The following is a 12,158-nucleotide window of genomic DNA, read 5'->3' on the forward strand; positions in this document are numbered from 1 at the left end:
TGGTTGTACTTTCGGTTCCCTCTGAGCCTACGGCTGGTCGAGGAGATGCTGCTCGAGCGCGGCATCGTCGTCTCCTATGAGACGGTCCGCCGCTGGGCGCTGAAGTTTGGACCAGCCTACGCGCGCCGTCTCCGGCGCAAGACCCCAAGCCGCCGCGACGTGTGGCATCTCGATGAGGTCGTGGTCACGATCTCGGGCCAGAAGCATTGGCTCTGGCGGGCGGTTGATCAGGACGGCTATGTGCTCGATGAGATCGTCCAGAGCCGACGCGACACCAAGGCGGCCAAACGCTTGCTGAAGCGTCTCTTGCGCAAGCAGGGCTGCCCGCCCCGGCGCATGATCACCGATAAGCTCGGTTCTTATGCTGCTGCCCGACGTCAGGTCATGCCAGATGTCGAACACCGCTCGCACAAAGGGCTTCTCTATTCGGCCGGGTTCAGTCAAGCGCTTCCGATCTGTTTGGCTCCATGACATCACTGTCCCGCGGGTTCTCGCTTCTCTCCGGAATCAGCGCAACGGCTCTTCCACTATAGGGTCAGACGAATGAAGCGGAACGATCTCAACAGCGTCCTTTGTGCCTGAGGCGCAAGCAACATCCCTTTGTGCGGACTCGCTTCATTCATCGTCCCGCGAGGGACAGCTCTCCGCCTCGGGGCGGAACCTTGTCGTTCTGTCTGGCTCGGACAGTCTTCGTCGGCCAGACGCACCTACATCGCCTGAGCCTCCCGCGTCCACCGGAACTCAGTGCCATCACACCAGATCCGATGCAAAATGGTCGCCAGCCGGCGGGCGAGCGCGATGACCGCCTTTCCCCGCCCGCGTCGCTGGGCCACTTTCATGGCCCAGGCTTTCAGCCAGGACCAGCGGCTGGCTCGGGTCAGGATGATCTGAGCTGCCTCAAACAGCAGCGTTCGCATCATGGCATCGCCGCACAACGAGATCCGGCCGACCCGGTTGCTTTCCCCGGACTGATGCAGGACAGGTGTCAGCCCCAAGGCAGGCCCCACCGCCTTGGAGCGCCGGAAGCGGGCCGGCGTGTCGATCGTGGCCACGAACGCCAGGGACACCACCGGCCCCACTCCCGGAACCGTCATCAGGCGCCGGCATACCTCATCATGGCGGACCAGGGCCAGCAGCTTCCGGTGCAGGGTGGCAAAGTGCTCGCGCAGCTCGCGACGGGCCTGCAGCAGCGGTTGGATGACCTCGATCAAATCGGGCATGCTCTCGATGAGCTCACGGATGCGCGCCTCGAACCGAACCGTTCCGACGGCCCCGACTTTGAGCCCGAAATTGCGCAACAGACCGCGGATGTCGTTCTCGACCGCAAGGGCTTTCTCCTGCAGGAGTTTGCGGGCGGTGAGCAGAGCCCGGCGCTTCTGGCTTGAGAGCGTTTTGACGTGAACCGGTCGGAACAGGTTGACCCGCATCATCTGGGCGATGCCGCGCGCATCATTGCGGTCGCTCTTGTTCACCTGCGCCTTCAGGAAGGCTTTGGCGTGGCGCGTCTCGATGCACACGACAGGAAGTCCGGCTGAGGCGAGCCCCTCGAAGAGCCATTGCGAGAGCGGCCCCGCCTCGAGACCAATCCGCTCGAGGTGCCAGGCGGAGTCTTGCAGAAGCTGCAGCAGGTCATCGGGATGAGAGACGACCTTGATCTCACGGCAGATCTTCCCCGTCTCGTCAACGATGCACACCGACGTCTCTTTGACCGAGACATCCAAACCCGCATAGTGTTTCATGCTGCGCTTCTCCCACTGAGGCCTGAGGCCGCTGCGAACGATCCTCGTTGTACCATTCGCCTGCAGTGCAGCACCTCACCGGGAATCGAGGGCTCCGGCGGCAGGCCGAATACCCCATCTCAACAATCGGGCGGAGAATTCGCATCTGCCGTTCCGGCGACGCGAACGGGCGAGGCAGGGCTTTCGATCTGCCGGAGGGCTGCAGCGGTTCGTCAACGTGTTCTCTGCCGTCTGCAATCTTTTCGTTCCACCCCGCTCCCGCCGCTCTGCCCGCGCGACCCACCTTCACCGCCTCAACGCCATGGCGGCGTGGAAAGTGGCGGCAAATGTCGCTGCTTGAAACTGTCGTGCGGCCGAATCTGCCTCGATGCGTCCGATGTGGGTTAACGTGACAACACCCTAGAAAGTGTTGGCCTCGACTCGAAAGCCCTCGACAAATTCCCCGGGGAGTTCTCAGGCGGCCAAAGACAGCGCATCGTCATCGCAAGAGCCCTCGCAATGTCGTCTGAAATCATCGTGTGCGATGAAGCTGTCTCCGCACTTGACCTTACGGTTCAAGCACAGGTCATCGCGCTGCTGCGCGAACTCCGCGAAAGGTTCGATGTTGCGCTTATCTTCATCTGCCACGATCTGAATCTGGTTCGTAGCTTCGCAGACACCGTGCTGGTGATGCAAAGCGGCAAAGTGGTCGAACAGGGGCCGCCTGCGGCTATATTCGAGGCACCTCAACACCCCTATACCCAGCGACTTATTGCAGCAAGCCCGCTGGCCGACCCCGTGGCGCAATCGGATCGAAGGCAAGCACGGCAGGCGCTGGAGCGCTTGGATCACGCTTGCGCCAAGTAGGACCTGTACTTGATGGCTTCAGACGCCCGCCTGGACCAACTGGAGAGAAGCGGCATGACCGATCGGAATCGGCGACCACGCCTGCACCTACAAGGTGACCTTTGCCGAGCACGATCAGGGGCATGAACACCATCACGAGCATGACGAGGATGCCCCCGAGCGCGAGCACGCCGAGCAGATCGGCCGTCAGCTCGCGGCCAGCGGCGGCAACGTCACCACGGGCCAGATCGCGCTGTTCGGCATCACCGGCGGTCTGATCTCCTGCCCGGCGTCGATCACCGTGTTGCTGATCTGCTTTCAGCTTGACCAGTTCACCCTCGGAGCGGCGACCCGGGATGTGCCAGCAGCGGTCCTCCCTACATTGGATGCGCAATAAATTTCAAGAAGTTATTGATCCGGCTTGGGTGATCTTGAACTACGCGGCATAGCGGAAAGAGGGATGCCCAAAGTAGCTGCGGATTCGGCTGGGCGACTTGGCAAGCCGACGCATGTGGCTGATGACGACGCGCTTGAGGGCGGGTTTGCTGCGGGCGGGTGGTTTCCGCGTCACGGCGTGCTTCAGGTCGGCGTTCAGGCCCTCGTCCGGGTTCAACTCCGGACTGTAAGAGGGCAGGGAGAAGACCTCGATCTGCTCCGTGCGCTCGGCCAACCAGTCCTGCACCGCCTGGGCCCGATGGACCGGCAGGTTGTCCCAGATCAGAAACACCTTGCCGTCGGCATCCTGGATGAGCCGCCCGAGAAAGCGGATCAGGCTCGGGGCCTTGAGCGCACCATCGAGCACCATCCAGCGCAGCTCGCCCTTGTTGGTCACAGCCGAGATCAGGCCCAGCCTCGCGCGCTTGTGGCTGGGGCGCACCACCGGCGTTCGGCCGCGCGGGGCGAAGCTGCGGCCGCGCCCATCATCCGAGCGCAGGCCGGTCTCATCCTCCCAGAAGATCGTGCCCTTCTGCCCTCTGGCTTGCACCACGATGGCCGGATAGTCCTGCCGCAGCCAGCGCCGCACGGCTTTCGGCGACTGCTCATAGGCCCGGCGGAGCGGCTTCTGGGCCGTGAAGCCCCAACGCGCCAGATAGGTGCCGATGGTGCGCGCGGCCAGCCGGACCCCACACTGTCGTTCGATCAGCATCCGCACTGCGGCCCGGCTCCACAGGGCAAAGGGCAGACCAAGGTCGTCAGGCGTGTGCCGGCGGATCAGCGCGCGCACCTGCGCTTCCTGCTCGGCCTGGAGAAACCGTCCTGTGCCAGGAGCCGGACCCCGCGGTGCCCTGGCCAATCCGGCCTGGCCCTTCTCGGCAAAGCGGCGGCAGATATCGAACACGCCGGTGCGGGTCAGACCCACCTGCGCTGCAATGGCCTCATAGGTCAGTCCGCTCTCGCGCAGGCCGACGACCTGCCGGCGGCGCTCCTCTTGCGCGGCTGCTGGCAGCTTGCGCATATCCACATGCTTCATTCCGCCGACGTGGGTCGACTGATCGCGGATTTTCAAGAGTACTCAAGCCGGATCAATAAGATCCTTCTGCGGTTGCAACCAGACGATAGCGATCAATCACGTGCGCCAGCGCCGAAAGCGCGAGCGTCATGGGATCGCGCGCGGACGGGATCAGGCCAAGCGGGGCCGTGATGCGGGCTAGAGCCTCCTCTGGTAATCCACGTTCACGCAATTGCTCGAGTCGGTTCGCGTGGGTACGACGGCTGCCCATCGCGCCGATAAAGAACCAAGGCTGGGTGATCACCTGTTCGAGAAGCGAAGGTTCCCACGCATGATCGTGAAACAGGAACACGACCGCGCTCCAGGGATCTGCCACGAGGGCCGGCGACGGGCCCGAGCTCGAAAGAAGGTTCGTGTTGGCTCCTAACCGGACGCCAGCCGTGATCAGACGCTCATCAGATGTCAGCAGCGCTACCTGGGTTCCGGAGGCCAAACCGAGTTGGATCAACGCCAAGCTCTCGGCGCCATAGCCGACGACAACAAGCCTGAGGGGTGGCGCGTACCACGAGACGAACGTCTCCTCTTGCCAGCCGGTCCGGGGCTGGCCGCTATCTGCCAGGACGTGCAGACCGCCCGAAGCGCTTTGAGCCAATGTGAGCGGCTGCCTCGCCTCAAGGCATGAGACCGCCTGTCGGACGACATCTGGATCGGGCATGGGCAGAAACAGCAGATCCACGCCTCCGCCGCAGGGGAGCCTGATGTCGATATAGGGCGAGCCGGCACCGTAGCGGACTTGCCGCGGCTGTCCGTCCCGGATTGCCTCTATGGCCTCGGCGACAACGGCGGCCTCGATGCAGCCGCCCGAGAAGGAACCGGCGAAGCGGCCGTCCTCCGCCACACCCATGAGCGTCCCGACGGGCCGGGATGAGGAGCCTGTGAGACCCGTGATCGTGACCAAGGCGGCGCGCCGATCCGCCTCCGCCATGAACCGCAGGATCTCGAGTGGAGTTGCGGCGCCAGCAAACGCGGGCGCTGCCGGTTCAGTATCCGGCAGGCCTATCCTCCAAAGGGCGGGTGCGCATTCAACCATTGTCCGATCCTATTGATCGAGCCTGACGGACGATCCCTTCACATCAGGCTTTCCAAGGTGATCGGAAGGCGCCGGATACGCTTGCCGGTCGCATGGAACACGGCATTTGCAATTGCCGGCGCAACACCGACGATCGACAGCTCACCCACTGCCTTGCCACCCAGCGGTGTTGCGTCATAGTCGGGGATCCCGACCGAGATGGTCTCGATGTGCGGGATGTCGGCATTCGTCGCGATCCGATAATCCGCAAGGTTTGCGCTCAAGATGCGTCCATTACGCGGGTCGGTGATGCCTTCCTCTAGCAGCGCCATGCCAATTCCCATCACAATGCCGCCTTTGAACTGGCTGTCGGCAAGCTTCGGGTTGTAAAGCCGCCCGGCATCGAGCGCGGAGACGACCCGCGAAACGCGGATTGTGCCGAAGTCCTCATCCACCCGCACCTCGACGAAGTGGGCGCAGAACGAATGCCGGGATTTCGGGATGCTGGTGCCTCTCTCCATTCCGCCCAAGGTGGTGAAGAACTTCAGCCGTTCGGCGCTTGACCGCTCCTTCTTCGGCAGCGTGTCGCGGGTCACCTCAAGGACGTCTTGACCGGTCGCCGCCATCAATTCGGCAATGCTGATCCCCTCGCCGCTCGGCGGCGCAATTCGCCCGCCTGAGATGACTAGGGTGTTGGCCCGATCCCGCAGGGGCGAGTTGGGATCTGTGAGGCCGAGTGCAATCAACTCTTCGCGCGCAGCAAGCGCGGTCGTATGGACGGCTGCGGTCATCAGATTGGCAAGCTGAGATCCGCCGGCGACCGGCGCGCGGGGCAGGCGCGAGTCACCGAGCTTTGTCGTCACCTGTTCAACAGGCACGCCAAGCGCATCGGCGGCCGTCTGCGCGAGGACCGTGTACGTGCCCGTTCCCATGTCGATGGCACTCGACAGCACCTCGACTGAGCCATCGGCGAGGATTCTCACCATCGCCTCACCAGGGCTCGAATAGACCGGATGGGTCCCGCAGGCCATGCCCCAACCGATCAGCTGACGGCCTTCCCGCATCGAGCGCGGCATGGGATTGCGCTGCGCCCAGCCGAATGCTTCTGCTCCCGCGGCATAAGCCTCCCGAAGGCGCCGCGACGACCATGGCTTGCCGGTTTCGGGATCGACCTCCGGCTCATTGCGCAGACGCAACTCCACGGGATCGAGGCCGAGCTCGATGGCGAGTTCATCCATCGCGCATTCAAGTGCGAAGGCGCTTGGGTTCTTGCCCGGTGCGCGGAAGGCGCCCGGGGTTACAGTGTTCACCGGCACGATCCGCTGGCGCGAGCGGAAGTTCGGCACCGCATACATCATGGACGTGACAACACCGAGCGTTTCAATGAACGTTGCGTTCGCGGCGGTTTCGTTCGACCCGTCGTGATCAATTGCGAGAAGCTTCCCGTCCTTTGTGGACCCGAGCTTCAGCGTCTGTCGCGTGGCCGGCCGGCCTCCATAGGCGGTAAAGGTCTGCGGCCGTGATACGGCGAGCTTCACCGGCCGGCGCAACATCCGGGCCGCAATGGCCGCCGCCGCAGAGTGCGGCAGCGCCTGACCCTTGGAGCCGAACCCACCGCCGACGAACGGTGAGACAACGCGCACATTCTCGAACGGCAGACCGAACCACGTCGCATAGTGGTTGGCCATCCCGTCGACCCACTGGCTCGGTTCATAGATGGTGAGGCGATCATCGGCCTCCCAGTGGGCGATCAGACCATGCGGCTCGATTGGAACATTATACTCCCGCGGCGTCTCGTAGGTCGCCTCAATCACCACGGGCGCTGCTGCGAGCGCACCGTCCGGGTCGCCCCAATCCTTGTCCAGAGGAACCGGATTGCCGTGACCGGCCCGCGGATCATCGTGTGTTGCGATGACTGGCCCGGACTCAAGTTCAACCCGCACGAGTTGTGCCGCCGCCTGCGCCTGCTCCAGGGTGTCCGCGATCACGGCCGCGACAATCTCGCCGTTGTGGTGGATATCAGTGGCGAACGGGGTGTAATCGTCGCCTTCCGGCTTGTTGCCAAAAAAATCTGGTTGCGACCGGAGCATCAGGCTGTAGCCGGCATCGAGCACGAGGTGCACGCCGGGACTTGCCTCTGCGGCACTCCGGTCTACTGCCACAATCCGCCCGGTCCCGACCGTGGACTGGACAATCACGCAATGAAGCAGGCCGTCCAGCCGATGCTCCAGGGCGTAAGTCGCAGCGCCTTGAACCTTCAGCGGCCCGTCTGTGCGGACGATCTCACGGCCAAGCGGGCCGCTGGACGGAGTTCCGTCAGAGGCATCCCCATATTTTACCCGGGGTTCGATGACGGTCATTGGATGCCTCCAGCCTTGAGGATCGCCCGGGCGACGACACGGGGCGCAAGTTCGATCTTGTAGGCGTTGCCACCATGGGATTTCGCGCCATCAACTGCAGCGATGCTCGCCTCGCGGACAATGCCCTCATCCAGGCGGCGGCCCCGCAGGGCCTCCTCGACAGCGATGGCACGCCATGGCTTCGTGGCGATGCCTCCAAGGGCGACACGGATGTCTCGGATCGTCACGCCATCGGCATCGAGGTCCAACCCGACAGCGGCACTCGCTGCCGCGAACTCATAGGACTGGCGGTCACGGACTTTCAGGTAGGTGGAGTTCGCGGCAAGCGGCGTTGCCGGGACCGCAACGGACGTGATGATTTCGCCGGGCTCCAGAATAGTCTCGCGCTCGGGTGTCTCGCCGGGCGTCAGAAAGAACCTCTCGATCGGAATGGCGCGGGTGTTGGTCTGGATGGTTGCCCCCAGGGCCATCAGCGCAACGGCAAGATCGCCAGGGTAGAGTGCGATGCAAGCGTCGCTGGTGCCGAGAACCGCGTGATCGCGCGTGATCCCACCGATGGCGGAGCAGCCGGAGCCTGGATCGCGCTTGTTGCAGGCAGGAAAGCCGGCCGGATCGCGGAAGTACGGGCAGCGGGTGCGCTGAAGCAGATTGCCGCCAATGGTCGCCATGTTGCGCAGTTGCGCCGATGCGGCCAAGAGCAGCGACTCCGCGATGGCGGGAAAGCCCTGCCGAATGGCCGGATCATCAGCCACGCGGCTCATGGTGGCGAGCGCTCCGATCATAGCTCCCTTCTCGCCCACGGTGATCGTGTTCAGGCCGGGAAGCCGTGTCAGATCGATGACCGTTTCCGGACGTGCAACCTCGCACTTGGCAAGGTCGAGAAGTGTCGTGCCACCGGCCAGCAGCATCGCGCCGGAGTGCTGGGCAAGCGTAGCGGCTTCCTCGAGGCTGGTTGCGCGGGCATAATCGAAGTTCCTCATGCCGCTGCCTCCGCTGCCTTGCGCACGGCCGATACGATGTTGGGATAGGCCCCGCAGCGGCAGAGATTGCCCGCCATGAACTCGCGGATCTCGTCGTCAGAGCCGGCATGTCCCTCGCGAATGCATGCAACTGCCGACATAATCTGTCCTGGCGTGCAGTAGCCGCATTGAAGGGCATCTTCTTGCAAGAAGGCCTGCTGGATGGGGTGTAGGGTGCCATCCGGTCCCGCCAGCCCCTCGATGGTCGTGATCGTGCAGCCCTCGGCCTGAACCGCGAGCGTCAGGCAGGCGAGCACCCGCTGCCCGTCCACATGCACCGTGCAAGCGCCACACTGGCCCTGATCACAGCCCTTCTTGGTGCCGGTCAGGTGAAGGTGCTCCCGCAAGGCATCGAGCAACGTCACACGGGGCTCCAGGGTCAGGGCCCGCTCCTCCCCGTTGATATCCAGTTTCACTGGTCTCACACTCGCCATGAGCTTTCTCCCTTCGGGTACCTGGATTCCCTACCCTGCGTTTCAGGGGTTGACCGTCCTGCGCCCTTGCCTGCCGATGACAGGCGGATATTTGAGTGCAATAAGATCCCCAGGGGCGCTCCGTAAACGGAGGGCCCTCCGGTTAGATCGAGATAGAGGCTGCGGATAACGGATCAAGGCCGGTCCTGAGAAATTTGTAGAGAGTTGGGAACGGACGGGTTTGGTGCGATCAGACAAGAATTCTCAAGAGCAGGCTCCGGTGGAAGCGAAGCCATTACGGGCGGATGCGCGTCGCAACCGCGACCGACTGATCGAGGTTGCGGCCAAGGCCTTTGCAAGCTCAGGCGTCGGAGCCTCGCTGGAGGCAGTCGCCCGCGAAGCCGGTGTCGGGCCAGGAACCCTCTATCGCCATTTCCCCACCCGCGAGGTGCTGATCGAGGCAGTCTATCGCCGCGAAGTAGAGGGGTTGGTGGCCGCGGCGGAGGAGTTGGCACGCACCCACGAACCCGATAAGGCCCTGGCTGAATGGATGCAACGATTTGTCGGGTACATGGCGACCAAGCGCGGGATGCGCGACAGTCTGCGGCTTCTCCTCGAGTCGAATTCGCCGCTCTTTGCGCAAACTTCCGGAGTGGTCCCTTTGGCATTCAAATCGCTGATGGAAAGAGCAGCTCAGGCGGGGACGATCCGGCCGGATGCCAACAGCGCTGACGTCCTGCATGCGCTCTCGAGCATATACTCTGCGTCGGACGGACCAGATTGGCAGGATCGCTCCAGGAGGCTCGTCAGCCTCATCATGGATGGCCTCCGCTATGGAGCCCCACATAGCGCTCAACTAGGATCACATTCTGCGCTGCCCTCATGAAGCGAAAGTCATCCATTAAAGCAAAGGCTCGGTGCTGATGTGCTTCTTGAAACCGGTGATATGTGATGCCGTCTCCTCGACCGCTGAGATAAAACTCGTGATGGATGATGGGAGCGGGCTGCCGGTAGCGGTCACAACACCCCAGTAGAAGATCCTATGAGGCGACGGACAGCGGAACTCAGGTAGGGTTTCGGGGTCCGACATCCGAACCCTGGAGACGCCTCATGGACCTCTCATCCGTTGCTCTGCCGCCCGTCAGCGAGAAGCCTGCCACACTTTTCGTGGCTCTGTTGCATTAACCTGGCAAGCCACCGGATATAGTAGCATTTGATCAGAGCAAAGGCGCTACAGATTGTGTCTCCCATAGTTAATGCAACAGAGCCGTATTTACTGTGTCCGGCGATGGTCTGCCCGTCGGGGATCCGCTTAGTGCTGGCCCGAACCGATGCGGAATCCTCACCCTCAGCTGAGAGGCCCGCCCGCCTCTCAGCTGGGGCTATTCATTTCGGTGCTCTCGGCAGAAGGGTGCCCCAAAGATCATGCCCCATTTGAGGCGCTTGTCACTTTCAGCAAATCAGCTCAGTCTCACCTCAGCTGCCTTGCACTGACAGCTATCGGCGAGCCCCGGGAGCTGGCACGGATGTACTGCCCTCCCGGGCTCCTCGCCTGACCCTGTCTAAGCATCAGCAGCCTTCTCGGCCCCCTTTGCTTTATCGAGAGCATCGACGAGCTCTTGCAACTGGTCGCTCAGCGGGTCTAGAACAGTGTCCTGATAGTGGTCGCCGAGCGTCTGGCCGATGAAGGATGCCAGGGATCTCGGCAGCTGTGGACGATCCTTCGAGCTCAGCCGTTGGAAGCAATCGTCATCTGATGCCATAGAGGTGACCTCTCGGCTGCATGCTTAACCTATGTTGAGAAATCAACTGGGCAAACCCCAACCGGTTTCAGCTTAACTTTAGAGGCATTTGGGTGAGACGAAGCCCTGATGATCCTGAGAATCAGGCCCATGCCTAGCCACTACACTGGCATGAAAAAGCCTCCTCACCCGCCATTGCCTGAAGGTGAGGAGGCCTTTCGTTCCGTGAAGGCCCTTGCGGAAGCAACCTTCAGAGGAAGAATGGCGGTGTCACGATTAGGTTTCAGCTTGGCCGAACGAAATGAACTCAGCAATGGACGTCGGTGAAATGCCGCCTCAACCATTCACGTCGGTCGCTGGCCAATCATCCCCTCCGCGACTTCCCTATGCCAAGCTCCTACTGAGTCCTGATACTCAATTGGCTCGGATAGCCACAAAACCTAGGAATTTCTGGTTTGGGTCAGGTTAGCGATGATTAGCAGAATGTCTGAACGTCCGCTCTCCCCTGCTTCTGAGACGCTTGAAAGCCTGAGAGGAACGTTGCCTCATACCGCACCGATTGTCTTCTCCGCCGCAGAGATTCAGAGGCTGGTGAGCAATTTTATTGCTCGAGCCAAGTGGTTGATTCAGAATAGGTTTGGAGCTGGGCCGCGGAGGCGGATGCGGGCTGTTTCACGTTTGAGGAGCCCGTGCCATGGATGTCCGTTCCTGCGCCAGCGATCTCACTGATGCGGAATGGACGCTGCTGGAGCCGCTGATAACCCGCAGCCATCCCGCCGGGCGACGGCAGACTTATCCGCTCCGACGCATCATCGACGCCATCTTCTATCTGCTGCGCACCGGCGCCCAGTGGCGGCTGCTACCGCACGAATACCCTCCGCGCTACGCCGTGTTCTATCACTATGCCCAGTGGCGCGAGAACGGGACGTGGGAGCAGGTCACGCGAGTGCTGCGCGAGAGTTATCGCCGCATGATTGGCCGGGCTCCTCAGCCGACAGCGGCGATCATCGACAGCCAGTCGGTCAAAACCACTGAGATGGGTGGATCACGTGGGTACGATGGTGGCAAAAAGATCAAGGGCCGCAAGCGTCACTTGCTCGTTGATACGCAAGGAACGCTGCTGAAGAACAAGGTGCATCCGGCCGACCTCCATGACCGCGCGGGCGCCGAGCTCCTGTTGGAGGGTTTAGAGCATCTCTTCCCGGCTATCGAGCTCATGTGGGCGGACACGGCTTATTGAGGGTTGAAGGATTGGCTGTGCAGAGCGCTCGGATGGAAGCTGTCCATTCCGCAACACTGGTGGAGTGGCGGCGTCTGGATGCGCGCCGACGCGGAGCCACCAACACGGCCGAGTGGCTTTCACGTGCTCGCACGCCGATGGCTCGTTGAGCGAACCATCGCCTGGTTGACCACCAACCGGCGGCTGGCCAAGGACTACGAACGCCTGGTCGAAACCGGCGAGATGCTGCTCTACCTCGCCATGAGCCGCATCCTGCTGCGCCGCCTCACGCGAACAGAAAGATAATTGCTCACCAGCGTCT

General features: G+C 62.5%; 10 protein-coding genes and 4 pseudogenes. 7 read left to right on the forward strand and 7 right to left on the reverse strand.

All coding sequences use genetic code 11. The features are described 5' to 3' along the window. Positions 1–420, forward strand: a pseudogene (locus DDF70_RS32785) (IS6 family transposase); the annotation flags it as partial. A gap of 287 nt (positions 421–707) precedes the next feature. Here the strand turns inward: DDF70_RS32785 and DDF70_RS32790 are convergent. Beyond that, a complete protein-coding gene (locus DDF70_RS32790; RefSeq protein ID WP_114948375.1) occupies positions 708–1,739 on the reverse strand; it encodes an IS110 family RNA-guided transposase in 1,032 nt (343 codons plus the stop codon). Between the two features lie 118 nt (positions 1,740–1,857). On the opposite strand from DDF70_RS32790, the pseudogene DDF70_RS38475 reads away from it, so the two are divergent. The 4 genes and pseudogenes from DDF70_RS38475 to DDF70_RS32805 all read left to right on the forward strand — a co-directional run. Further along, positions 1,858–2,079: pseudogene (locus DDF70_RS38475) on the forward strand (IS6 family transposase); the annotation flags it as partial. Between the two features lie 71 nt (positions 2,080–2,150). Beyond that, positions 2,151–2,261, forward strand: a pseudogene (locus tag DDF70_RS39405) (ATP-binding cassette domain-containing protein); the annotation flags it as partial. Continuing rightward, complete coding sequence (locus DDF70_RS32800; RefSeq protein ID WP_425374141.1) at positions 2,238–2,585, forward strand: ABC transporter ATP-binding protein; 348 nt, start codon at positions 2,238–2,240, stop codon at positions 2,583–2,585. The pseudogene DDF70_RS39405 and the gene DDF70_RS32800, both read left to right, overlap by 24 nt. A gap of 94 nt (positions 2,586–2,679) precedes the next feature. Next, positions 2,680–2,961 (forward strand): sulfite exporter TauE/SafE family protein, encoded by a 282-nt coding sequence (locus DDF70_RS32805; RefSeq protein WP_281024414.1) that lies wholly within the window; start codon positions 2,680–2,682, stop codon positions 2,959–2,961. 39 nt (positions 2,962–3,000) lie between these two features. On the opposite strand, the gene DDF70_RS32810 is transcribed toward DDF70_RS32805, so the two are convergent. The 5 genes from DDF70_RS32810 to DDF70_RS32830 all read right to left on the reverse strand — a co-directional run bounded on the left by DDF70_RS32810 (position 3,001) and on the right by DDF70_RS32830 (position 8,896). Further along, positions 3,001–4,035: an IS630 family transposase gene (locus tag DDF70_RS32810; protein ID WP_114948788.1), complete on the reverse strand. Its 1,035-nt coding sequence runs from the start codon at positions 4,033–4,035 to the stop codon at positions 3,001–3,003. 52 nt (positions 4,036–4,087) lie between these two features. Beyond that, complete coding sequence (locus DDF70_RS32815; protein ID WP_162820850.1) at positions 4,088–4,999, reverse strand: XdhC family protein; 912 nt, start codon at positions 4,997–4,999, stop codon at positions 4,088–4,090. Between the two features lie 143 nt (positions 5,000–5,142). Further along, on the reverse strand, positions 5,143–7,443 hold the full coding sequence (locus DDF70_RS32820; RefSeq protein ID WP_114948790.1) for a xanthine dehydrogenase family protein molybdopterin-binding subunit: 2,301 nt from the start codon (positions 7,441–7,443) through the stop codon (positions 5,143–5,145). Beyond that, a complete protein-coding gene (locus DDF70_RS32825; protein WP_114948791.1) occupies positions 7,440–8,423 on the reverse strand; it encodes an FAD binding domain-containing protein in 984 nt (327 codons plus the stop codon). Before DDF70_RS32825 ends, DDF70_RS32820 begins: the two co-directional genes overlap by 4 nt. Further along, positions 8,420–8,896 carry a (2Fe-2S)-binding protein gene (locus DDF70_RS32830; RefSeq protein ID WP_114948792.1) on the reverse strand — a complete coding sequence of 159 codons (477 nt, stop codon included), beginning with the start codon at positions 8,894–8,896 and terminating at the stop codon, positions 8,420–8,422. The genes DDF70_RS32825 and DDF70_RS32830 overlap by 4 nt, the downstream gene beginning before the upstream one ends. 259 nt (positions 8,897–9,155) lie before the next feature. On the opposite strand from DDF70_RS32830, the gene DDF70_RS32835 reads away from it, so the two are divergent. Further along, complete coding sequence (locus tag DDF70_RS32835; RefSeq protein ID WP_114948793.1) at positions 9,156–9,761, forward strand: TetR/AcrR family transcriptional regulator; 606 nt, start codon at positions 9,156–9,158, stop codon at positions 9,759–9,761. Positions 9,762–10,437: 676 nt separating this feature from the next. On the opposite strand, the gene DDF70_RS32840 is transcribed toward DDF70_RS32835, so the two are convergent. Beyond that, entirely contained in the window at positions 10,438–10,638 is a 201-nt protein-coding gene (locus tag DDF70_RS32840) for a hypothetical protein (RefSeq protein ID WP_114948794.1), read from the reverse strand. A 673-nt stretch (positions 10,639–11,311) separates the two neighbouring features. Here DDF70_RS32840 and DDF70_RS32845 point away from each other — a divergent pair. Continuing rightward, a pseudogene (locus DDF70_RS32845) lies at positions 11,312–12,142 on the forward strand (IS5 family transposase). Positions 12,143–12,158: the final 16 nt, after the last annotated feature.

The sequence above is a fragment of the Microvirga calopogonii genome, assembly GCF_003347665.1.
GTDB classification, from domain to species: domain Bacteria; phylum Pseudomonadota; class Alphaproteobacteria; order Rhizobiales; family Beijerinckiaceae; genus Microvirga; species Microvirga calopogonii.